Origin of the sequence: Halotalea alkalilenta DSM 17697, assembly GCF_000621205.1 — a bacterium.
GTDB classification, from domain to species: Bacteria; Pseudomonadota; Gammaproteobacteria; order Pseudomonadales; family Halomonadaceae; genus Halotalea; species Halotalea alkalilenta.
Genome location: NZ_KK211226.1, coordinates 200,722 through 221,092 on the forward strand (window position 1 = coordinate 200,722; position 20,371 = coordinate 221,092).

The following is a 20,371-nucleotide window of genomic DNA, read 5'->3' on the forward strand; positions in this document are numbered from 1 at the left end:
CCCGGTCCCTCGACTGGCGTCCTCCGGCCTTTGCTGACGCTTGCAGCCGGTGCGCATGGACGCCGCTCGGGACGAACGGAGGGGAGGTCGGCGCCGAGGCCCCGTTCCAAGCATGTGGTGAACGTGTCGAACCGCTTTCAAAACGAGCGGCGCTCCAAGGAACCGTCACGCTCTCAATGCGAGCTGCCAATCAGCGAGACATGGGCGGCAACGATTCGCCAGCCTTCGTCGGTACGCAGCCAGGTCTGACTCTGGCGACCGATCTTGTCGCTGCCTTCACGCTGGAACTCCAGGTTGGAGGTGGCGAAATCATCGCCGAAGCTCGACACCACCCGCTTCAGCACCCGGCGGCTCGGCGAACCGCCGGGGCGCGCAAGACGAAAAGCACGAATCTCATCGATCCCATAGAGATTCTCACCGACGCCGTAGCGCAACGTTTGCGGAGCATCGAAGAACAGGGCATCGAGGGTATCCAGATCGTTGCTCATCAGCGCTTCCTCATAACGATCGCAGGCCGCGTTCACTTCGCGCAGCACCTCGGGCTTATCGACTTCCATCGTATCTCCTCGCACCGGCTGGAATATGCGCCAGGATAAGCGCCGCCGCGCTGGATGTCTGCCGCGCGTCCCGCGTAATGCACAAGGACAGTTAGCGAAACGAGAGCGAGGGCCAACAGCCTTTGCACGCCCTCGTTCATTCAGCCATGGCGCGTTCGATGCAGGCGGCGAGTCGCTCGAAGGGAGCGCGCATCTCGCTTTCGTCGACGCTGGCGTAGCCGAGCATCAGCCCGCGTCGCACGGTCTGGCCTGTGTAGTAGCGCGACAGCGGACGGACCAGCACCCCCTGGGCCGCGGCTTCTCCAGCCAGTGCGACGTCGTCGACCGCGTCGGGCAGTTGCAGCACCAGGTGGAGGCCGGCGCGGTCGCGGGCGTCCGCGGGCAGCAGGCTGGCGCCGAAGCGTGCGTCGATCAGGCTGCTCAACTGCTCGCGGCGGCGGCCGTACACGCTGCGCATGCGCCTGACATGACGGGCGTACTCGCCGCTGTCGATGAACTCCGCCAGCGCCCGCTGGGTCAGTCCGTGGCCGCCGCGATGGAGATCCAGGTAAGCGCTGGAGAAGCCTTCGGCGAGCGCCTCGGGCAGCACCAGGTAGGCGATCCTCAGCCCCGGATAGATGGTCTTGCTGAAGGTGCCGGCGTAGATCACCGGCGCCCCGGGCTCGAGTCCTTGCAGCGAGGGAATCGGGCTGCCCGAGTAGCGGAACTCGCTGTCGTAGTCGTCCTCGACGATCAGCGCGTCGAAGCGCCGGGCCAGGTCGAGCAGCTGGCGGCGCCGCTGGATACTCATCACCGCACCGAGCGGATAGTGGTGCGACGGGGTGGTGAAGATCAGCCGGGGAGTGCGTCCGAACGGCTCCTCGGGGCGCATCCCCTCGTCGTCGACCGCCACCGGCTGGGTATCGAGCCCGTTGATCTCGAGCAGCCGTCGAATGCCCCAGTAGCCAGGCTCCTCGAGCCAGGCGAGGTCTCCGGGGTCGGCCAGCAGGCGGCTGATCAGGTCGATGCCCTGGTGCAGGCCCTCGGTAATCAGGATTCGCTCCGGCGCGCAGTGCACCCCACGCACCAGGGTAAGATGGTTGGCTAGCGCACGGCGCAGCTGCGGATCGCCCCCCTGCTCGGGATAGCTCAGCATCCCCGGTGCGGCAGTGGCGGAGAGCGTCGCCAGCCGACGCTGCAGTCGCGCGTGGGGGAAGAGCCGCACGTCGGGCACGCCCGGCATGAACGCTCCCCATTGGCGTACCGAGGCGCTGGCATGCTCGATCAGCGCGGCTCCGCGCCGCGACAGGCCGGTCGGCGCGTCGCTGCTGGCGTCGGGCAGGGCGCCGCCGGGCTGGCGCAGCGGGTAGGCACTATCGAGATCGGCGACGAAAGTACCGCTGCCGACCCGCGCGGTGAGGAAACCCTCGACCAGCAGCTGGTCGAACACCTTGGTCACCGTATTACGCGAAATGCCGAGCCCTTGAGCCAGCTCGCGCGAAGCCGGCAGCCGGCTGCCGGTCGCGAACACCCCATCGAGGATCGCTTGACGGATGCAGCCATAGAGCCGCTCGCCGAGCAGCGCATCAGGGCGCTGCGGCAAGCGCAGCTGGAGATGTTCGAGCCACAGGTCGCGCATGTTTCACCCTCGAAATGGCCCCTTCGGTTCACCATGATTGGATCTTTACCCAAGGACCAATAGACCTAACAATCTTCCCTACTATCGCCTATTCCCGCCAGCCCTTCCGAGGATCGAACAATGAACAACGAACAGCTCGTTCAGCTGCGCCACGACCACGTCTCCCGCGGCGTCGGGGTGATGTGCGACTTCCATGCCGCACGCGCCGAGAACGCTGAGATTTGGGACATCGACGGCAACCGCTACATCGACTTCGCCGCCGGCATCGCGGTGCTCAATACCGGCCACCGCCATCCTAAGCTGCTCGAGGCGATCCGCGCCCAGCTCGAGTGCTTCACCCATACCGCCTACCAGATCGTGCCCTACGCCGGCTACGCCGAGCTCGCGAGCAAGATCACCGCCCGTGCCCACGGCGATTTCGCCAAGAAGGCGGCATTCTTCACCACCGGCGCCGAGGCGGTCGAGAACGCGATCAAGGTCGCGCGCATCGCGACCAAGCGCTCGGCGGTGATCGCCTTCCGCGGCGCCTTCCACGGCCGCACCGCGCTGACCCTGGCACTGACCGGCAAGACCGCGCCCTACAAGATCGGCGCAGGCGCCCTGCCGGGAGACATCTATCGCGCACCGTTCCCCAACGCGCTCCACGGCGTCTCGGTCGACGACTCGATCAGCGCGCTCGAGCAGCTGTTCAAATGCGACGTCGAGCCGAGCCGGGTCGCGGCGATCATCTTCGAGCCAGTCCAGGGCGAAGGCGGCTTCTATGCCGCTCCCCCGGAATTCGTCGCGCGCATTCGTGCAATCTGCGACCAGCATGGCATCGTGATGATCGCCGATGAAGTGCAAAGCGGCTTCGCCCGCACCGGCAAGTTCTTCGCCATGCAGCACTTCGCGCAGGCCGCGGACATCACCACCTTCGCCAAGAGCCTGGCTGGCGGCATGCCGCTTTCCGGCATCGTCGGCCGCGCCGAGCTGATGGATGCGCCGATCCCCGGCGCGCTCGGCGGCACCTACGCCGGCAACCCGTTGGCGATCGCATCGGCCCAGGCGGTGATCGAGGTGATCGAGGAGGAGCAGCTGCTGGCGCGTGCGGACGCGCTCGGTAACGGGCTGCGCGAGCGGCTCACCACCATCCAGCACCGCCATCCCCAGCTCAAGGACGTACGCGGCCTCGGCAGCATGGTCGCGGCCGAGTTCTTCGATCTCGACGGCAAGCCGGATGCGGCGCTGGCAACGCGCATCCAGCAGACCGCGCTGTCCCGCGGCCTTTTGCTGCTGACCTGCGGTGTCCACGCCAATGTGATCCGCTTCCTTTATCCGCTGACCATCCAGGACGAGGTATTCAGCGAGGCGCTCGACCTGCTCGAAGCCTCGATCGACGCCTCGATCTGATCATATGCCTATCCGGAGCCTGAAATGACCGCCGCCGTCTCGATCGATCCCCATACCGGCCAGCCGATCGCCGATCATCCCTATCTCGACGACCGCGCCGCTCTGGCGCGCCTCGCCGCCGCCGACCGCGCCTTCGTCGCATGGCGCGAGACCCCGCTCGAGCGGCGAGTCACGGCGCTGACCAGCATGGCCGCCCAGCTGCGCCAGCGTGCCGACCGGCTAGCCGACACCATGGTCGCCGAGATGGGCAAGACCCTGCGCGAGGCGCACGCCGAGGTCGAAAAATGCGCCAGGCTCTGCGAATGGTATGCCGAGCATGGACCTGCGATGCTCGCTGATGAGCCGGCGCCGGGGCTCGAAGGCAAAGCATGGATCGCCTACCGCCCGCTGGGTACGGTGCTCGCGGTGATGCCGTGGAATTTCCCACTGTGGCAGGCGATGCGCAACGCCGTGCCGATCCTGCTCTCGGGCAACGCCTACCTGCTCAAGCCGGCGCCGAGCGTGGTCGGCTCGGCCACTGAACTGGCCGAAGCCTGGCGCGCGGCGGGGCTGCCCGAGGGGCTGTTCGAGCTGGTCAACGTCGAGCCCGGCCAGGTCGGCATGCTGATCGACGACCCGCGGGTGCGCGCCGTGGCGGTCACCGCCAGCGTACGCGCGGGATCGCAGATCGCCGCCCGCGCGGGCGCGGCGCTGAAGAAGAGCGTGCTCGAGCTCGGCGGATCGGACCCCTTCGTGGTACTCGCCGATGCCGATCTCGACGCCGCGGTCGAGGCCGCCGTCCAGGCACGCTTCGCCAACGCGGGGCAGGTCTGCGTCGCGGCCAAGCGGATCATCGTCGAGGCCGCGCTGATGCCGGCCTTCCGCGAGCGCTTCCTCGCTCGCGCTGGCGCGCTCAAGGTCGGTGACCCGCGCGATCCGGCGACCGACATCGGCCCGATGGCGCGCCGCGACCTGCGCGACGAGCTGCACGGCCAGGTCGAGAAGAGCGTCGCCCAGGGCGCCCGCCTGCTGCTCGGCGGCGAGCCGCTGCCAGGTCCGGGGAACCATTACCCGGTCACCGTGCTCGATGGCGTGACGCCGGCGATGACCGCCTTCGAGGAGGAGACCTTCGGCCCGCTCGCCGCGCTGATCGAGGCCCGCGACGCCGAACACGCGATCGAACTCGCCAATGACAGCCGCTTCGGGCTTTCAGGCGCGCTGTGGAGCGCGGACGTGGAGCGCGCCAAAAGGCTCGCGGCACGGTTCGAAAGCGGTGGCGTGTTCATCAACGGCTCGACCACCTCCGACCCGCGGGTACCGATCGGCGGAGTGAAAATGAGCGGTTATGGTCGCGAGCTCTCCCACTTCGGTATCCGCGAGTTCTGCAATCCACAGACCGTCTGGCTCGACCGCCGCTGAATCGAGCCAGATATCGCTTTGGACGAACACTTCGACTAGCAAGCCAGGCCGGCGCGGCCTAATCTCAAGTGAGGTTTTCCACTGGAGATCGCGATGGGCCGCCCGCGCAAACGCGCTTTTCCCGTCGAGAACGTACGCCGCTACCTCGAGCCCGGGCCGATCCTGCTGCTCACCAGCGCCTACGATGGCGAGCGCGATGTGATGACGCTCGGCTGGCACACGGTGATGGAGTTCTCTCCATCGCTGGTCGGCTGCGTGATCTCACGGGCCAATCACAGCCATCACCTGGTCCGCTCGAGTTCGCAGTGCGTACTCAACCTGCCAGGGGAGGCGCTGCTCGACACCGCGGTGCGAATCGGCAACTGCTCGGGCTCGGAGCGCGACAAGTTCGCCGAGTTCGGCCTCAGTGCGCGTGCCGGCAGCAAGGTTGCCGCACCGCGGCTGCTCGACTGCCACGCCTGCTTCGAGTGCCAATTGTTCGATGATGCGCTGGTCGAGCGCTACGATTTCTTCATCTTCGAAGTGGTGGCGGCCCAGGTGATTCCCGGTCCGCCTCCACGCACCTTTCACTACCGCGGCGAGGGCGAATTCATGCTCTCGGGCGAGAGCGTCGATCGCCGCGCACTGTTCGAACCCTGGATGCTCTGAATACGGAGCCGACCCCATGTCCACTATGATTTCCGTCTGTCCCTCCTGCGATGCGCGCAATCGCATCCATCCCGACCGCGGTACCGAGGCCCGCTGCGGGCGCTGTCACTCGGCGCTGTTCCCACACGAACCGTTCGTACTCACCGAGGCCAACGCAAGCGCCCAGTGCACAGGCGACGTGCCGCTGCTGATCGACGTCTGGGCCGACTGGTGCGGACCCTGCCGCGCCTTCGCGCCGGTCTTCGAGCAGGCCGCTCTTCGCCATGCGGGACGCTGCCGTTTCGCCAAGCTGGACAGCGAAGCACAGCCCAACCTCGCCGGTCGCTGGGGCATCCGCTCGATTCCCACCCTGCTGCTGTTTCGCGACGGCCGGGAGATCGCGCGCCAAAGCGGCGCTCTGCCCGCCCCTCAGCTCGAGGCATGGTTGAGCTCGCATGGCATCCATTGAAGCAGCGCGACGATGCGTTTCATGTGAAACATCAGGGCATGCGCGGCGAGCCGCGCACTGACGCAAAACACGATATATTGTAACGTTACAGCGGCAGCCCAGCTTCCATCCCTGCGTCCCTGGCCGAGGAGCCCGCATGGCCGGCGAACCCGAATCGCCCTCACCGATCCCGATCACCCTGCTGAGTGGCTTTCTCGGCAGCGGCAAGACCACCCTGCTCAACCGGCTGGTGCGCCAGCCGGCGATGGCGCGCGCCCTGGTGATCATCAACGAGTTCGGCGAGATCGGCCTCGATCATCGGCTGTTCACCGCCAGCCAGGAGAACGTCCAGGTCGAGCTGAGCAACGGCTGCCTGTGCTGCGCGGTACGTGGGGACCTGGTCAAGACCTTGAGCGATGCACCCTGGCGGTTCGCCCGCCAAGGCCAGCGCCAGTTCGACCGGGTGGTGATCGAGAGCAGCGGGCTGGCCGACCCGGCACCGGTGCTGCACACCCTGGCCAGGCACCCGCGCCTGATGCGCCGCTACCGCCTCGACGGCGTGGTGACCACGGTCGACGCGGTCAACGGTGCGTCGACCCTGGAACGCTTCGATGAAGCTCGCCGCCAGGTCACGCTGGCGGACCTGCTGCTGGTCACCAAGCGTGAAATGTCCGACCCCGACTCGCGCTCACGGCTCGATGCCCGATTGGACTCACTCAACCCCGCAGCCCCGAGGCTGGCGATCGAGCACGGCGAGCTGGACGCCGAGCGCCTGCTCGGCATCGGCGCACCGCGGGAGGGCGCAAGCCTCGCCGAAGCCTTCGTCTGGATCAACGCCGCGCCGAACGACGCCCTCGCCCCGCTCCAGGGCGCCGCGCCGGTCGCGATGCACGACCCCGAGGTGGAGAGCTTCTCGATCAGCTTCGACCAGCCCATTCCTCCCGCCCGGCTGGAGGCCTGGCTCGAGCTTTCGCAGACGCTGATGGGCGAACGGATGCTGCGCTTCAAGGGGCTGCTCGATCTCGAGGGCCGCACGCGGCCAACCGTGATCCACGGCGTACAGCACCTGATCCATCCGCCGGTGGAGCTCGACGCCTGGCCCGACGATGAACGCGGCTCGCGGCTGGTGTTCATCACCAAAGGCCTGCCGCGCGAAGAGCTGACACGGAGCCTGCGCAATTTCCTGGCCGGCTGACGCCATCGAACCAGCGCCGCCGGCCGGCTCGATCAAGGATCAGGGCACCAGGATCGTCGAGCCCACGGTGCGCCGTGCGAACAGCTCGGTTTGCGCGAGCGCCGCATCCTCGAGCGGATACTTTCGAATCTCATCGACCTTGATCTTGCCGCTGGCGATCATCCCGAACAGCTCGTCGGCCATGCTGCGCAGATGCTCGGCGCTATCGGCGTAGGAGGCCAGGGTCGGGCGAGTGACGTAGATCGATCCCTTCTGCGCCAGCACCCCCAGGTTGACCCCCGCCACCGGCCCGGATGCGTTGCCGAAGCTCACGATCAGCCCGCGCGGCGCCACGCTGTCCAGCGAGGTTTGCCAAGTGTCCCGGCCGACGCTGTCGTAGACCACCGGGCACTTCCTGCCGTCGGTCAGCTCCAGCACGCGCGCGGCTACGTCCTCCTTGGAGTAATCGATGGTTTCCCAAGCGCCGAGCGCCTTGGCGCGCGCGGCCTTCTCGGCCGAGCCGACCGTGCCGATCAGTTTCGCCCCCAGCGCACTGGCCCACTGGCAAGCGATCGAGCCGACCCCGCCGGCCGCGGCGTGAAACAGGATCGTCTCACCGCTTTGCACCACATAGGTCTGGCGCAGCAGGTACTGTACGGTCAGGCCCTTGAGCATCACCGCGGCGGCCTGTTCGAAGCTGATCGCATCCGGCAGCTTCACCAGATTCGCGGCCGGCAGCACATGCACTTCGCTGTAGCTGCCCAGTGGGCCGGTGCCGTAGGCCACCCGGTCACCCACGCGCAGGCCCTCGACCTCGTGCCCGACCGCCTCGACCACACCGGCGCCCTCGCTCCCCAGGCCCGAGGGCAGGGACGAAGGCGCATAGAGGCCGTTGCGGTAGTAGATTTCGACGAAATTGACCCCGATCGCGTGATTGCGAACCCGCACCTGCTGCGGGCCTGGCGCCGCGGGTTCGAAATCCACGTATTCGAGCACTTCAGGGCCGCCGGGGGTGCGGAACTGGATACGCTTCGCCATTCGTTCTCTCCATTGATGACGCTGATCGAGAAGCGCTCGCGGTTGGCTATCCGCGGCGGGCGTCGAGCGAGAAGCGCCCTGGGCCCGCGACATAAAGCGCGAGGAAGCCGCCAGCGATCGCCAGGTTCTTGTAGAAGTGGGTCAGCATATTGAGCCATTGGTCCGCCGGCACCGCCCAATAGGGATGGCCAAGCACTGCGGTCGCCACCGTATAGACCGCGAAGACCAGCGCCAGCGGGCGAGTCGCGAAGCCGAGCATCAAAAGGATCGCCAGCGGCAGCTCGACCAGTATCGCGATGATCGCGGCGAGCATCGGCAACGGTACCCCGCCGGCCGCCATTCCCGCGACGGTGGCGGAAAAACCGCTCACCTTGATCACACCGAAGATCAAAAACAAAAGCCCGGCCAGCAGCCGAGCGAGGAGCAGCGCAGCATCGGTGCCAGCGGGTCGGGTAGGTTCGAGCATCATCCGTTACTCCAGGTAGCCTTCATGAATTCGACAGCGTCTTCCAACGCGCCCTGTGTCGAGCCGGACCGTGGCGATCAGCCCGGCATGGCCGGCAGCTCGTTGGGCCGCAGGTCGAAGATCAGCACTTCGGCCTGCTCGCCGCGCTCGACGGTGATCTCGCCGACGCCGCGAAGCCTGGCACCATCGCCCGCCTCGAGCTGCTGGCCATTGACCACCAGGCGTCCACTGGCGAGGTGGACGTAGGCGAAGCGCTGCTCCGCCAGGGTGAGCGTCTCTCGCTCGTCCCCGTCGTAGAGCCCGGCGTAGACCCGCACGTCCTGGCGGATCGGCAGGGTCGCCTCTTCCCCTTCGCCTTCGGGCGCAAGCAGCATCCTGAGCCTGCCGCGCTTCTGCTCCGTGCTGAAGTGGCTTTGCAGGTAGCGGGGCGTGTAGCCCACGCGGTCCGGCACGATCCATATCTGCAGGAAGTGAACCGGATCCGTTTCCGACGGATTGAACTCGCTGTGCAGTACGCCTTGCCCCGCGCTCATCAGCTGCACGTCACCGGGTACGATCACCGAACCGTTGTCCATGCTGTCCCGGTGCTCGATTCGTCCCTCGAGCACGTAGGAGAATATCTCCATGTCGCGGTGCGGATGGCGGCCGAAGCCTCGGCCCGGGGCGACCCGGTCGTCATTGATTACCCGCAGGTCGGAGAAGCCGATCTGCTCGGGATCGAAGTAATCGGCGAAAGAGAAGGTGTGGTACGAATTCAGCCAGCCGTGATCGGCGTGGCCGCGCTGGGATGCGTGGCGAAGCTCAATCATCTGCGCTCTCCTCCATTATTGGGGCGTCACCCCTGGGCTTACGAAGATCGAAAGCGCTAGGTACGCGATTACTGAATCGACAGACGGTAGGCCCCGCCCTCGCCACCGTACGAGCTCGCCTCGATCAGGTAGTCGCCCGGAGAGAGCTCGACCTCCAGCCGCGCGTCGCTGTTGCCGCCGCTATCGTCGTCGGAGGCATCGACGTCGTTGCCCGAAAGCGCCAGCACCGAGTCGATACTGCTGGAACTCATCATCAGAGTGTAGCTGCCCGCGCGGGTGATGCTGAGGCGATACTCATCGGTCGCGCCAGGAGCGAGCTCGACCTCGACCGCCTCTCCGACGGCGATATCACCACCACCCGGCGGCAGCGCCTCGTCAACGGTGCTGGTGATGGTGAAGAGCCCGGTACCCGTACTGTAGGCGCGCGCCTGGAGCCGATAGTGACCCGGCTCCAGCGAGGCATCGATCCGCGCATCACCCTGCCCGTTACCGGTGTCCCCACTGTCATCGTCGCTGAGCTGTACGCCGTTGCCGCTCAGCTCGAGGAAGCTGTCGATGTCGCTCGAGCGCATATCGATGGTCACCCGCTGGCGCTGCTCGAGCGTGAACTCGTACTCCACGGGCCGGCCTGCGTAGTAGGAGGTCAGCGTGCCGCCCAGGGTGATCGGCCCGCCGCTATTGATCTCGCTGCCTTCAGGCAGCTGCTTCTGCTGGGCAACCAAGGAGTACAAGCCCTGATCGCCATCGATCGCACTCGCCACCAGCGCATACTCTCCGGGCTCGAGCAAAGAGACGATCCGGGCATCGCGCCCGCCGGCGCCGTCGTCGTCCTCGAGCGAGACACCGTTGCCCTCGAGCGCGAGGAAAGCGTCGAAATCGGTCGAACTGAGGGTGAACTCATAGATGCCCCGCTGTTCGATCGCGAAGCTGTAGCGATTCTCCGCCCCGCCCTCGTTCACGTCCTGACCTTTCCCGAGCCAGCCATCGACCGGCTGATCGAGCGTCAGCGCGCCGTCGTTGCGCGTGTCGACCGTCTTCGAGCTCAACCGGAACGGGCCATAGTCGTTCTGATCGACGCCGCTCACCGCCAGCTGATAGTCGCCAGCGCGGGCGCTGCGATAGGCCAACGACACCCCGGCCTCATCATCGCCGCAGCCGCAGCCGGTCTCGCTCGTCGCCAGCAGAGCGCCGTCCGGATCGAACAGCGCAAGCCTGCCCTTCAACGCTCCCGACAGCGCCACCTGCACCGTGGTGTCGGCATCGAGCTTGAGATCAGCGACGGCGTAGCGGCTGCCGTCGTTCAAGTTCTTCGGGCTCTGGGTGGTCATCTCGCCTTGCAGCGAACCACCGAGCTCGAGACGTTTAGCGGTGGTGGTAGAGGACGCACCTTGGTTACAACCCGACAGCAGCGCTACCACCGCGGCTGCCAAAAGCGCCGCGCGGTGGACGTTAGAATCGATCTTCATTCCCTGCTCCAAATTATTTCGCTGCACCCGCGGGGCCGCGAGCTCGTCCGAGTACCCTTTTGGGCGACTATGGATTCAATCCCAAATCAGCAAATAAGGAAAGGCATCAGCAGCGACACCGGCATCCACCAAAAGATGCAGGCGCGGGAGCGAGCGAAGCCAACGAGCGGATACGCAACGCCCGCGACCAGAAGGACGCGGGCGCAACGCGGTCACCGGGCGGATCGCCCAGGGGCGGGGATTACTTGGCGGCTTGGTAGCGTTTTTCTACTTCGGCCCAGTTGACCAGGTTCCAGAACGCCTTGATGTAGTCGGGGCGGCGGTTCTGGTAGTTCAGGTAGTAGGCATGTTCCCACACGTCCAGGCCAAGCACCGGGGTCGCCTCGAGCCCGCCCAGGGACTTCGGCGACAGCGGGCTGTCCTGGTTGGCGGTGGAGCCGATCGCGAGCTTGCCATCCTTGACCGTGAGCCATGCCCAGCCGGAGCCGAAGCGCCCCTTGGCGGCGGTCTCGAACTGCTCCTGGAACTGCTCGAAGCTGCCGAAGGTGCTGTCGATCGCAGCTTTCAGCTCACCCACCGGAGCGCCTTCGGAGTTCGGCGTGAGGATGGTCCAGAACAGCGAGTGGTTGGCGTGACCACCTGCGTTGTTGCGGATCGCAGTGCGGCTGGCTTCAGGCACGTCGTCGAGCTTGGCCACCAGCTCCTCGGCCGAGAGGCTGGCGAACTCGGGCAGCTTCTCGAGCGCGGCATTGGCATTGGTGACGTAGGTCTGATGGTGCTTGGTGTGGTGGATTTCCATCGTCGCCTTGTCGAAGTGCGGCTCTAGCGCATCGTAGGCGTAGGGGAGTTGCGGAAGTTCGTAGGCCATTACTGTGACTCCTCTGGAATCTATTATGTTCTGCCCGGCCGCATCGGCTCGGGTGGCGCGTCGAATAAAACAAGCGCGCGCTTGGATATTAGGAGCCCTGCGGGCGTCACGCAAACGAGAATGCGCTCGGCAACGCGATCGTTGCCTTATTCTCAACACGCCCTAGTATGCAACCATGTGTTGCATTCCGAGCCCGAGTCGATGACCCGCCATGATCCCCCCGCTGGCGTCGGTGCATCCGCCGAGACCCGCATCCTCGAGCTGCTCAAGCGCCGGGGCGCTTCGACGATCGCCGAGATCGCAGGCACCCTCGGGGTCAGCCACGAGGCCGCGCGACAGCGACTCAACAAGCTCGACGAAAATGGGCTGATCGAGAGCAGCGAGACCCGAGGCGCGGTAGGACGCCCGAAACGCCAGTGGCGGCTGACTTCACGCGGGCATGATCGCTTTCCCGATGCCCACGCCCAGCTCAGCGTACAGCTGCTCGACGCGGCGCTGTCGCTGCACGGCGAGAGCGGCGTCGAGCTGCTGCTCGGCCAGCGCGAGCAAGAGATGCGCAGCCGCTACCTTCGCCACTGCGCCGAGGCCTCGAGCACCGCCGAACGACTCGAACTGTTGGTCGAACTGCGCGACGCAGAGGGCTACATGGCGCGCTGCGAGCCGCTTGGCGATGGCGAAGGCTGGCGATTGATCGAGGATCACTGCCCGATCGGCACCGCGGCCGGGCGCTGCCAGGCCTTCTGCGCCAGCGAGCTGCGCCTGTTCCAAGCGGTGCTCGGCGAAGGGGTGGAGATCCAGCGCGAAGAGCACCTGCAGCGCGGCGGCGCACGCTGCGCCTATCGCATCATACCGCGAGGCTGAGTCGCCCCGGCGCCTGGGTCGCCGCCCGTTCACCCAGGACCTGCGCGGGCAGCACCAGGCTGACGCCGAGCGCCGCGCGCCAGGCATCCTCGTCCTCGATCGCAGTGAACAGCGGCACGCAGCGCGCCGCCTCGATGCGTTCGAGCAGCCAGCGCAGGTCCTCGAGCCGTGGATGGACGTTCCAGCGCAGACGCAGGTCCTGCGTTCGCATTCCCGGCGGGCCTCGTGGATCGAGATGGCCGGTGAAGATCGCCCGATGCCGGCGCCGAGGGTCGGCCAACAGCCGCGCCATGGTGCCGCCAAGGCCGTCGGGGTCGGCTGCCAGCAGCAGCCGGGCCCCGGGGTCGAAACCCTGGCGCCGCTCGAGCAGCCGGCCCAGCGCCGCAAGCGCGGACGGTCGAATCAGCTCCGCGGCCTGGGGATCCGCCAGCGCAGCCTCGAGCGCGGCCTGGCAGGCGTCGTCCATCGACCACTCCCCCGGCCAGCCCCGCTGCAACCACAGCGCCATCTCCAGCGCCCGGCCGGAGGGCGGCACCGGAAACAGCGTCGGCCCGGTCATCGCGGCGGCGATCCGCGCCTGGGCCTGGTCGAGGGCGCAATGATAGGCGCCATAGGAGGCATCGAGCAGCGCCACTGACGCGGGGGGAGGCACATCGAACGGCAGCAGCGCGGACTCGAGGCTGAAATCCCCGCTGTAGAGGATTCCGCCGCCGATGCCGAGATGCAGCCAGACGCCGCCCAACGCGTGCCCCGCCTGCCCACAGCGCACCTTCACACCCAAGATGTCCACCGCACCACGCAGCGGCAGCGCCCGCCAATCGCGCCCCGGCGGCAGCGACCGCGCGGTCTGGGCGGTGGCGTAGAGAGGAATTCGCGGGTCCAACCGGGCCACCGCGCCGATGTGATCGACATGATCGTGACCGATCACCACCGCATCGACCTCGAGCCCGCGCCACCAGGATTCAGGTCGCTCGGCGCAGAGCGAAGCGCCGGCGTCGAGCAGCAGCCGCACGCCCGCGGTCTCGACCAGGATCGCCGCCGGATGCTTGCCGCCCACGCCGCTCAGTATCTCGATCCGCGCGCTCATCGCTGGCGCTCCAGCCGCCAGCCCTGCTCGAGGGTGACGGTGATCCGCTCTCCGGGCCGCAGCGCAGTGGCGTGATAGCCCTTCAACGCCTGCCCATCTGGCAGCGCCAGGCTCAACGCATAGCGCTCGCCCTTGAACACGCACTCGCGCACCTCGACCTCCACGCCCGCCTCGCTCGGGCGCACGTGCTCGGGCCGAACCAGCACCGGATGATCACCCCGGCGGCCCAAGGCACGCATCAGCCGCGAGCCTTCGACTTTGCGTCCACCGGCGTCCAGCGCAAGCGACAGCACCTCGCCCTGGCCGATGAAGCCCGCCAGCCAGTCGGTACGCGGCTCGCGATAGAGCGTCTCGGGACTCGCCCACTGGACCAGCCGGCCGCCCTCGAGCACCGCGATCCGGTCGGCCAGCGCCATCGCTTCGGACTGGTCGTGAGTGACGTAGACGAAGGTGGCGCCGGTGCGGCGATGGAAATCGCGAAAGTGCGTTTCCATCTCGGCACGCAGGCTGCGGTCCAGATTCGCCAGCGGCTCGTCGAGCAGTACCACCTGCGGCTCGGCGGCCAGGCAGCGGGCCAGTGCGACCCGCTGGCGCTGGCCGCCGGAGAGCGATTGGACCCGCGCGCGCCCGTATTCGGCCAAGCGTACCGTCCCCAGCGCCTGCTCGACCCGCCGGCGCAGCTCGAGGCCACGCACACCGCGAAGCTTGAGCGCATAGCCAACGTTGTCGGCGACGTCGAGGTGCGGCCACAGCGCGTAGGACTGGAACACCATGCCGACGCTGCGCCGCTCGGGCGGCACCAGCACGCTGGTCCGCCCGTTCTCGGCCGCGGCGAGCAGCCGCTCGCCGAGCAGCAGCCGGCCCTCGTCGGGGGCCTCGAAACCCGCCAGCACCCGCAGGGTCGTGGTCTTGCCGCAGCCGCTGGGGCCCAGCAGGGCGACGAAGGCACCATCGTCGATATCGAGATCGAGGGCATCGACCACGCAACGCCCGGCGAAGCGCTTGGTCAGCGCTTGGAGACTCAGTCCCGCCATGGAATCACTCCTTGCGGCAAGCGCCGGCCCAGCCCACCGAGCACCAGCATCAGCCCGGCGACCAGCGCCATCACGATCACCGACAGCGCACAGGCCAGGGCGTTATCGCCGCTCTGGTCGAGGTTGAAGATCAGCACACCGAGGGTTTCAGAGCCTGGCCCCCAGAGCAGCGCCGAGACGGTGAGCTCGTTGACCGCGGTGAGAAACACCAGCAGGGCGCCGGCGAAGGCCGCCGGCGCGAGCAGCGGCAGCCACAGCTCGACCAAGCGGCGCAGCGGCCCGGCACCCGCAAGCTGCGCGGCCTCTTCCAGGGCGGGATCGCTGGCGGCCAGGCTCGCCCGCACCGGTTTGAGCGCGACGACCATGAAACGCGCGAGGTAGGCGATCAGGATGATCCACAGCGAGCCGTAGAGCCCGAAGCCGAGCAGCGGCAGCGGACGGGCGAAGGCGAGGATGCAGCCGACCGCCAGGACCACACCGGGCAGCGCGTAGGGAATCTCGATCGCGGCCTCGAACAGCGCCAGCGGCCGGCTCGGCCGGCGCACCAGCAGCCACGCCAGCGGCAGGCTCAACGCCATCAATATCGCCGCCGCGATCGATGCGAGCAAAAGGCTGTTGCTCATCGCCCGCCACGTCACCCCCTGGCGGCCAAGCATCTCCGCATAGGCCGAGAGCGTCACCGTATCGGTATCGAACGCCATGCCCTGGGCGGGAAGCAGCGAGGCCATCACCAATGCCAGACCCGGCACCACCAGAACCGAGGCGATCACCGCCGCCAGCAGCAGCGATAACGGCCAACGCCAGCGACCGAGCGGCAGACGAGCGCCGCCGCCCGCGCAGCTAAAATGCGCAAAGCGCCGGTGCAGGCGACGCTGCAGCGCGAGGCTCGCCAGCGCCACCACAGCGACCAGCATCGACAGCTGGGCGACCTCGGGCAGCACCATCGAGCCGAGGGCGCTGAGTTTCTGGTAGATCAGCGTCGGCAGCACGTAGTAGCCCACCGGGATACCGAGCATCGCGGGGATACCGAAGTTGCCCAGCGCCGAGACGAAGGCGATCGCGCCACCCGCGATCAGCCCCGGCGCGGCCAGCGGCAGCACCAGGTCGATCAGCACCCGGTGAGGCGCCGCGCCGGCCAGACGAGCGGCCTCGACAAGCTCACCCGGCAGCGTCACCAGGTTCGCGCGCAGGGCGAGGAACACCAGCGGCGCGTGCTGGACGCCGAGCAGCAGCGCGATGCCGTGGGCACCGTAAAGCGGCTGCGCGGAACCCAGCGCGGGTGCGATACCCAGCGTCACCAGCAGCGGGCTGGCCGGACCCGACAGCTGCAGCCAGGCGAGCGCGGTGACCTGGGGCGGAATCATCATCGGCAGCATGAAGGCGAATGCCCAGAGCCCCTTGCGCGACAGATCGGTAATGGTCAGCGCCACGGCGAACAGCGCCCCCAGCGCCATCGCCAGCATGGTGCCGAGAAGACTGACGTAGAGGCTATTGCCGAGCGCACGCCAAGTGGTTGAAGCGCGCGCCAGGGCAACCAGCGGCGCATCGGCGGACAAGCCGACGCCGTTCAACGCCTCCCAGCCGAGGCGCAGCACCGGCACGCTGCCGAGCAGCACGGCCAGCGCCAGCGGTAGCCAGAGCGGGGCGGTTCCTAGCACCTGGCCAAGGGCATGGGTACGAGCGCGCAGGCTCATCTCAATAGCCCGCGAAGAGGTCGGCGAAGCGTGCCTTATCGGCATCGAGGCGCCCGAGCGCCTCGACCGGATCGAACTCCAGATAGCGGATCGACTCCCGCGGCGGGAAGCCTTCGGGCGTCGGCATACCGCTCATCGCCGGTACGTAGCCTTGTGCGCGGACCAGCTCCTGGCCGGCTTCGGAAAGCAGGAAGTCGACGAACCGCCGCGCCGCCTCGGGGGCTTTCGCATCGCGGGTGATCGCCACCGGTTCGGTAACGTAGCTCACGCCCTCGGCGGGAAAGACGAACTCGATCGGCGCTCCCTTGGCGCGCTCGCGCAGCGCCATGAAGTCGACCAGCATGCCGTAGGGCTTGGCCCCGGAGGCGACCGCAGTGAGCACCCCGCCGTTGCCTCCCTGGGCCTGGGCACCATGCTCACGCAGTTGGGCGTAGTAGTCCCAGCCGAGCCCAGGCGCGGCGAGCAGGCTTTCCAGATGGATCATCGCCGCGCCCGAGTAGAGCGGGCTCGGCATGCTCAAAAGACCGGCAAGCTCCGGCTCGGCGAGATCCCGCCAGCGCTGCGGACGCCGTTCGGCGCGCTGGTGATAGGCGATGCCGGTGGTGATCAGCTTGGTGCCGTAGTAGCGGCCCTCGGGATCGTAGAAGGCCGGATCGAACCGCTCCTTGCCGGGCGCATCGTAGCGTTCGAGCCACCCCTCGGCGGCCAGCCCCTGCATGCTCAGGGCATCACTGATCAGCAGCACGTCGGGGGCGGGCGCGCCCGCCTCGCGCTCGGCGCGAAGCCTGGTCAGCAGCTGGCTGGTACCGTCTCGCACCCATTCGACCCGGATATCAGGATGAGCCCGCTGGAAGGCGTCCACGGTCGCCTGGGCGTCAGCGTTGGGCTGGCTGGTGTACAGACGCAGCAAAGTGTCCGCCTGTGCGGCGCAAAGCGTGGCGAAGCTCAGCGATATGCCGAGCAAAGCGTTCAGCAGCGGTTTGTGCATCGTCGGTCTTCTCGCGGGCCTAGAGGGCATGAACGAACAAGGGCTTGAACAAAGGCCCAGCCTAGGCGCGCGAGTTGACGATAGCGTGACGGTACGAGGCGAGCGGCAACGGGAAAGGGGAAGCGCGGGCGAAAAAAAACGCCTGCGAAAGCAGGCGCCAAGCGGGGGATGTCTTGCACTCTGAGCAAGGAGAAAGAATCCTCCTGCCATATCCGACCGGGCGGGATGGCGATGGTTCACCGCCGGGTGTTTTTTCTTTCAATCGCGCCCGCGCCTGCGACGCATCGCTCGCGCGCCTCGGCATCGACTGCATCGATCTCTACTACTGCCATCGCCGCGATCCGCAGGTGCCGATCGAGGACGTAATCGGCGCAATGGCGCGCCTGGTCGAGGCCGGCAAGGTCCGTGCGCTGGGGCTGTCGGAGGTGAGCGCCGAGACGCTCAAGCGCGCCCATGCGGTCCATCCCATCGCCTCGCTTCAAAGTGAGTACTCGCTATGGAGCCGTGAGGCGGAGCACGAGCTGCTCGCTCTCTGCGCTGAACAAGGGACCGCCTTCGTCGCCTACCCTAGCGCAGGTATGGCGGGGATAGGGGAGTGAGCAAGCGCTCACTGCCGAAGACGGACTCGGCAGCGGGCGCTCAGCCCGCGTAGCCGGGGGTGGGAGCGCGGAAGCCGAGCCGATGGCGACGCTGCAGAGCCCGTCCGGCGCATAGCGCAAAGGAGAAATGGACCAGTACCGGAGCGAGCAGCGCGAAGGGCAGCGACAGCGAGACGGCGGCGAACACGGCCAAGGAGTAAAGATACAGACAGCCGATGGCCGAGAGCTGGCCAAGAGCGACGAACCAGCCGCGTGCATTGGGAATGAAGGTATTCAACGACAGCCGGCCGATGACCCAGGCGGCGGTGAGGGTAGCGAGCGAGAGTGCGAAGGCGAGAAAACCGGAGAGCAGCACCCAACCGAGAAACGGATGCCAAGCCGAGCCAATCTCCATCGATCCATCCTATATGATGAGTACATACCGACTCTACTGCGCTCGCCGGACGAGGCCAACCCCTTGGACGGTCGACACGGCCCAAGGCCTAAGGAGAAGCACATGGGTTTCTGGCGTACTCGCCCCGATCTCGACCGGCTCAACGAGATGCAGCGCGGCAATCTCGGCGAGCAGCTCGATATTCGCTTCGAAGCGTTCGACGACGATTCGATCACCGCCAGCATGGTGGTCGACTCCCGCACCCACCAGCCGTTCGGGCTGCTCCACGGCGGCGCTTCGGTAGTGCTGGCCGAGACTCTCGGTTCATGCGCGAGCTACTACTGCATCGATCCCGACCGCGAAAGCTGCGTCGGCCTCGAGATCAACGCAAGCCACCTGCGCGCGGTACGCAGCGGCCGGGTCACTGCGGTGGCCCGGCCGCTGCGGATCGGGCACAGCATCCACGTCTGGGACATCCGGCTGCACGATGACAAGGGCCGCACCAACTGCGTGGTGCGGCTGAGCGTCGCGGTGATCGGCGCCAGGCGCTGATCCGGCGACTCATCCGTCATCGACGACGCTCGAACCGCGCGGGGGCATAGGGCGAAGGGTCGACCACCGGCGCGTGGGCGGTGATCAGCTCGGCGAGCAACCGACCGCTGACCGGGCCGAGGGTCAGGCCGTGGTGCGCATGGCCGAAGTTGAGCCACAGTCCGGGATAGCGGGTTACCGGACCGATCACCGGGCGCATGTCCGGCAGAGCCGGGCGCCTGCCCAGCCAGGGCTCGGCATCGAGCCGTACGCCGAGCGGCAGCACCCGGCGAGCGAGCGCCTCGGCGCGATCGAGCTGGATGGTGTTGGCCGGGGCATCGAAGGCGGCGAACTCGACCCCGGTGGTCAAGCGCATGCCCCGGGTCATCGGCGAGAGGATGTAGCCCCCAGGCTTGTCGAGCAGCGGGAGCCGCGGCGCCAACCGCTCGTCGATCGCGTAGTGCATATGGTAGCCACGCTTGACCGCGAGCGGGATCGAAAGCCCCAGCCGAGCGGTGAGCTCGGCGCTGTGCGGACCAAGCGCGATCACCGCATTGGCCCCGCGCAGCTCGCCGTGCAGTTCACTCGCCAAACCCCACTGATCGCCTGCCTGGCGCAGCGCCATCGCATCCGCACGCAGCAGGGCGCCACCGCGAGCGACGAACAGCGCCGCATAAGCCTTGGTCAAGGCCCCCGGGTCGCTCACCGAGTGCGGATCCCGCCAGTGCACCGCACCGACCACCGTGGGCTCGATCGCTGGTACCAGCGCGCGCAGCGCCTGGTCCTCGAGCACCTCGAAGTCGAGCGAGAACAGCGCGCCGACCGTCGCGGCCTGGGCCTGGGCGAGATCCAGCTCCCCGGCGTCTCGATAGACCTCGACCCAACCCCCCCGGCGTACCAATGCAGCGCAGCCCGCCTCGCGGGTCAGCTCGGCGTGTTCTTCCAGGCAGCGCTCGAGCAGCGGCAGCATCATCTGCGCCGCCGCCGCCAGCCTGGATGGCGAGGAGTGATACCAATAGCGTGCAAGCCAAGGCGCCAGACGCGGCAGCGCGCCTGGCGCGTAGCGTACGTCGGAGCGGCGGTTGGCGGCATAGCGCAAAAGCCTCCCCAGGCCGTGCGGAAAGGCATGGGGAATCACGCTCGCGCGTTCGATCAGCCCGGCGTTGCCGAAACTGGTGCCCTCACCCGCGCCGTCGCGGTCGATCAACGCGACCGACTGGCCGAGGCGCTGCAGATGCAAAGCGGTGCAGATACCGACGATACCGGCGCCGAGCACCAGCGTGTCGTAGTTCATATTGATGTCCTTGGAGGCAAACATCGTGCGGTGCCCAGTTTGCCCCAGCCGC

The 20,371-nt window shown here is 67.4% G+C and carries 21 protein-coding genes; 8 read left to right on the plus strand and 13 right to left on the minus strand.

Annotated elements, in window-relative coordinates; all coding sequences use genetic code 11:
• Positions 1-173: 173 nt before the first annotated feature.
• Positions 174-557 carry an oxalurate catabolism protein HpxZ gene (gene hpxZ, locus Q376_RS0110165; protein WP_027350217.1) on the minus strand — a complete coding sequence of 128 codons (384 nt, stop codon included), beginning with the start codon at positions 555-557 and terminating at the stop codon, positions 174-176.
• A 136-nt stretch (positions 558-693) separates the two neighbouring features.
• Positions 694-2,175, minus strand: coding sequence for a MocR-like pyridoxine biosynthesis transcription factor PdxR (gene pdxR / locus Q376_RS0110170; protein ID WP_027350218.1), 1,482 nt, complete (start codon positions 2,173-2,175; stop codon positions 694-696).
• Between the two features lie 120 nt (positions 2,176-2,295).
• On the opposite strand from pdxR, the gene gabT reads away from it, so the two are divergent.
• The 5 genes from gabT (at position 2,296) to Q376_RS0110195 (ending at position 7,232) form a co-directional block, all read left to right on the plus strand.
• Entirely contained in the window at positions 2,296-3,564 is a 1,269-nt protein-coding gene (gabT, locus tag Q376_RS0110175) for a 4-aminobutyrate--2-oxoglutarate transaminase (protein ID WP_027350219.1), read from the plus strand.
• 24 nt (positions 3,565-3,588) lie between these two features.
• Positions 3,589-4,962: an NAD-dependent succinate-semialdehyde dehydrogenase gene (locus Q376_RS0110180; protein ID WP_027350220.1), complete on the plus strand. Its 1,374-nt coding sequence runs from the start codon at positions 3,589-3,591 to the stop codon at positions 4,960-4,962.
• A 93-nt stretch (positions 4,963-5,055) separates the two neighbouring features.
• Positions 5,056-5,610, plus strand: coding sequence for a flavin reductase family protein (locus tag Q376_RS0110185; RefSeq protein WP_027350221.1), 555 nt, complete (start codon positions 5,056-5,058; stop codon positions 5,608-5,610).
• Between the two features lie 16 nt (positions 5,611-5,626).
• Positions 5,627-6,058, plus strand: a complete 432-nt coding sequence (trxC, locus tag Q376_RS0110190) for a thioredoxin TrxC (RefSeq protein WP_027350222.1) — start codon at positions 5,627-5,629, stop codon at positions 6,056-6,058.
• A 136-nt stretch (positions 6,059-6,194) separates the two neighbouring features.
• Positions 6,195-7,232 carry a CobW family GTP-binding protein gene (locus Q376_RS0110195; RefSeq protein WP_027350223.1) on the plus strand — a complete coding sequence of 346 codons (1,038 nt, stop codon included), beginning with the start codon at positions 6,195-6,197 and terminating at the stop codon, positions 7,230-7,232.
• 39 nt (positions 7,233-7,271) lie between these two features.
• Here Q376_RS0110195 and Q376_RS0110200 read toward each other — a convergent pair whose 3' ends face one another.
• From Q376_RS0110200 to Q376_RS0110220, 5 genes are all read right to left on the minus strand, one after another.
• The gene (locus Q376_RS0110200; protein ID WP_027350224.1) at positions 7,272-8,249 is read right to left on the minus strand and encodes an NADPH:quinone reductase; all 978 of its coding nucleotides are present in this window, start codon (positions 8,247-8,249) and stop codon (positions 7,272-7,274) included.
• Between the two features lie 46 nt (positions 8,250-8,295).
• Complete coding sequence (locus Q376_RS0110205) at positions 8,296-8,718, minus strand: DoxX family protein (RefSeq protein ID WP_211266644.1); 423 nt, start codon at positions 8,716-8,718, stop codon at positions 8,296-8,298.
• Between the two features lie 74 nt (positions 8,719-8,792).
• Positions 8,793-9,524: a pirin family protein gene (locus Q376_RS0110210; RefSeq protein ID WP_027350226.1), complete on the minus strand. Its 732-nt coding sequence runs from the start codon at positions 9,522-9,524 to the stop codon at positions 8,793-8,795.
• Positions 9,525-9,592: 68 nt separating this feature from the next.
• Positions 9,593-10,990 carry a hypothetical protein gene (locus Q376_RS0110215; protein ID WP_027350227.1) on the minus strand — a complete coding sequence of 466 codons (1,398 nt, stop codon included), beginning with the start codon at positions 10,988-10,990 and terminating at the stop codon, positions 9,593-9,595.
• A gap of 241 nt (positions 10,991-11,231) precedes the next feature.
• Positions 11,232-11,858 carry a superoxide dismutase gene (locus Q376_RS0110220; RefSeq protein WP_027350228.1) on the minus strand — a complete coding sequence of 209 codons (627 nt, stop codon included), beginning with the start codon at positions 11,856-11,858 and terminating at the stop codon, positions 11,232-11,234.
• Positions 11,859-12,059: 201 nt separating this feature from the next.
• On the opposite strand from Q376_RS0110220, the gene Q376_RS22210 reads away from it, so the two are divergent.
• Positions 12,060-12,719, plus strand: a complete 660-nt coding sequence (locus Q376_RS22210) for a helix-turn-helix transcriptional regulator (protein ID WP_052365119.1) — start codon at positions 12,060-12,062, stop codon at positions 12,717-12,719.
• Here Q376_RS22210 and Q376_RS22215 read toward each other — a convergent pair.
• From Q376_RS22215 to Q376_RS0110245, 4 genes are read right to left on the minus strand one after another with little or no spacing between them, the layout of a single operon-like run.
• Entirely contained in the window at positions 12,703-13,806 is a 1,104-nt protein-coding gene (locus tag Q376_RS22215; protein WP_081803501.1) for an MBL fold metallo-hydrolase, read from the minus strand. The genes Q376_RS22210 and Q376_RS22215 overlap by 17 nt on opposite strands.
• Positions 13,803-14,840, minus strand: coding sequence for an ABC transporter ATP-binding protein (locus tag Q376_RS0110235; protein WP_027350229.1), 1,038 nt, complete (start codon positions 14,838-14,840; stop codon positions 13,803-13,805). Before Q376_RS0110235 ends, Q376_RS22215 begins: the two co-directional genes overlap by 4 nt.
• Positions 14,828-16,534, minus strand: coding sequence for an ABC transporter permease (locus Q376_RS0110240; RefSeq protein WP_052365120.1), 1,707 nt, complete (start codon positions 16,532-16,534; stop codon positions 14,828-14,830). Before Q376_RS0110240 ends, Q376_RS0110235 begins: the two co-directional genes overlap by 13 nt.
• Position 16,535: 1 nt before the next feature.
• Entirely contained in the window at positions 16,536-17,522 is a 987-nt protein-coding gene (locus Q376_RS0110245; protein WP_027350231.1) for an ABC transporter substrate-binding protein, read from the minus strand.
• 173 nt (positions 17,523-17,695) lie between these two features.
• On the opposite strand from Q376_RS0110245, the gene Q376_RS22220 reads away from it, so the two are divergent.
• A complete protein-coding gene (locus Q376_RS22220) occupies positions 17,696-18,121 on the plus strand; it encodes an aldo/keto reductase (RefSeq protein WP_027350232.1) in 426 nt (141 codons plus the stop codon).
• A 40-nt stretch (positions 18,122-18,161) separates the two neighbouring features.
• Here Q376_RS22220 and Q376_RS0110255 read toward each other — a convergent pair whose 3' ends face one another.
• Complete coding sequence (locus Q376_RS0110255; RefSeq protein WP_027350233.1) at positions 18,162-18,515, minus strand: hypothetical protein; 354 nt, start codon at positions 18,513-18,515, stop codon at positions 18,162-18,164.
• Between the two features lie 102 nt (positions 18,516-18,617).
• Between Q376_RS0110255 and Q376_RS0110260 the strand changes: the two genes are divergently transcribed.
• Positions 18,618-19,046 carry a hotdog fold thioesterase gene (locus Q376_RS0110260; RefSeq protein WP_027350234.1) on the plus strand — a complete coding sequence of 143 codons (429 nt, stop codon included), beginning with the start codon at positions 18,618-18,620 and terminating at the stop codon, positions 19,044-19,046.
• A 16-nt stretch (positions 19,047-19,062) separates the two neighbouring features.
• Here Q376_RS0110260 and Q376_RS0110265 read toward each other — a convergent pair whose 3' ends face one another.
• Positions 19,063-20,319, minus strand: coding sequence for an NAD(P)/FAD-dependent oxidoreductase (locus tag Q376_RS0110265; protein WP_027350235.1), 1,257 nt, complete (start codon positions 20,317-20,319; stop codon positions 19,063-19,065).
• Positions 20,320-20,371 lie beyond the last annotated feature (52 nt).

What these genes read in the sequence shown, in the direction of transcription:
- Q376_RS0110195 (WP_027350223.1), top strand. Translation starts at nt 6,195, where the DNA reads ATGGCCGGCGAACCCGAATCGCCCTCACCGATCCCGATCACCCTGCTG.
- trxC (WP_027350222.1), top strand. Translation starts at nt 5,627, where the DNA reads ATGTCCACTATGATTTCCGTCTGTCCCTCCTGCGATGCGCGCAATCGC.
- Q376_RS0110220 (WP_027350228.1), bottom strand. Translation starts at nt 11,858, where the DNA reads ATGGCCTACGAACTTCCGCAACTCCCCTACGCCTACGATGCGCTAGAG.
- Q376_RS0110200 (WP_027350224.1), bottom strand. Translation starts at nt 8,249, where the DNA reads ATGGCGAAGCGTATCCAGTTCCGCACCCCCGGCGGCCCTGAAGTGCTC.
- Q376_RS0110255 (WP_027350233.1), bottom strand. Translation starts at nt 18,515, where the DNA reads ATGGAGATTGGCTCGGCTTGGCATCCGTTTCTCGGTTGGGTGCTGCTC.
- Q376_RS22210 (WP_052365119.1), top strand. Translation starts at nt 12,060, where the DNA reads ATGACCCGCCATGATCCCCCCGCTGGCGTCGGTGCATCCGCCGAGACC.
- Q376_RS0110260 (WP_027350234.1), top strand. Translation starts at nt 18,618, where the DNA reads ATGGGTTTCTGGCGTACTCGCCCCGATCTCGACCGGCTCAACGAGATG.
- Q376_RS0110215 (WP_027350227.1), bottom strand. Translation starts at nt 10,990, where the DNA reads ATGAAGATCGATTCTAACGTCCACCGCGCGGCGCTTTTGGCAGCCGCG.
- hpxZ (WP_027350217.1), bottom strand. Translation starts at nt 557, where the DNA reads ATGGAAGTCGATAAGCCCGAGGTGCTGCGCGAAGTGAACGCGGCCTGC.
- Q376_RS0110265 (WP_027350235.1), bottom strand. Translation starts at nt 20,319, where the DNA reads ATGAACTACGACACGCTGGTGCTCGGCGCCGGTATCGTCGGTATCTGC.
- Q376_RS0110245 (WP_027350231.1), bottom strand. Translation starts at nt 17,522, where the DNA reads ATGCACAAACCGCTGCTGAACGCTTTGCTCGGCATATCGCTGAGCTTC.
- Q376_RS0110185 (WP_027350221.1), top strand. Translation starts at nt 5,056, where the DNA reads ATGGGCCGCCCGCGCAAACGCGCTTTTCCCGTCGAGAACGTACGCCGC.
- Q376_RS0110180 (WP_027350220.1), top strand. Translation starts at nt 3,589, where the DNA reads ATGACCGCCGCCGTCTCGATCGATCCCCATACCGGCCAGCCGATCGCC.
- Q376_RS22215 (WP_081803501.1), bottom strand. Translation starts at nt 13,806, where the DNA reads ATGAGCGCGCGGATCGAGATACTGAGCGGCGTGGGCGGCAAGCATCCG.
- Q376_RS0110235 (WP_027350229.1), bottom strand. Translation starts at nt 14,840, where the DNA reads ATGGCGGGACTGAGTCTCCAAGCGCTGACCAAGCGCTTCGCCGGGCGT.
- pdxR (WP_027350218.1), bottom strand. Translation starts at nt 2,175, where the DNA reads ATGCGCGACCTGTGGCTCGAACATCTCCAGCTGCGCTTGCCGCAGCGC.
- Q376_RS0110205 (WP_211266644.1), bottom strand. Translation starts at nt 8,718, where the DNA reads ATGATGCTCGAACCTACCCGACCCGCTGGCACCGATGCTGCGCTGCTC.
- Q376_RS0110210 (WP_027350226.1), bottom strand. Translation starts at nt 9,524, where the DNA reads ATGATTGAGCTTCGCCACGCATCCCAGCGCGGCCACGCCGATCACGGC.
- gabT (WP_027350219.1), top strand. Translation starts at nt 2,296, where the DNA reads ATGAACAACGAACAGCTCGTTCAGCTGCGCCACGACCACGTCTCCCGC.
- Q376_RS0110240 (WP_052365120.1), bottom strand. Translation starts at nt 16,534, where the DNA reads ATGAGCCTGCGCGCTCGTACCCATGCCCTTGGCCAGGTGCTAGGAACC.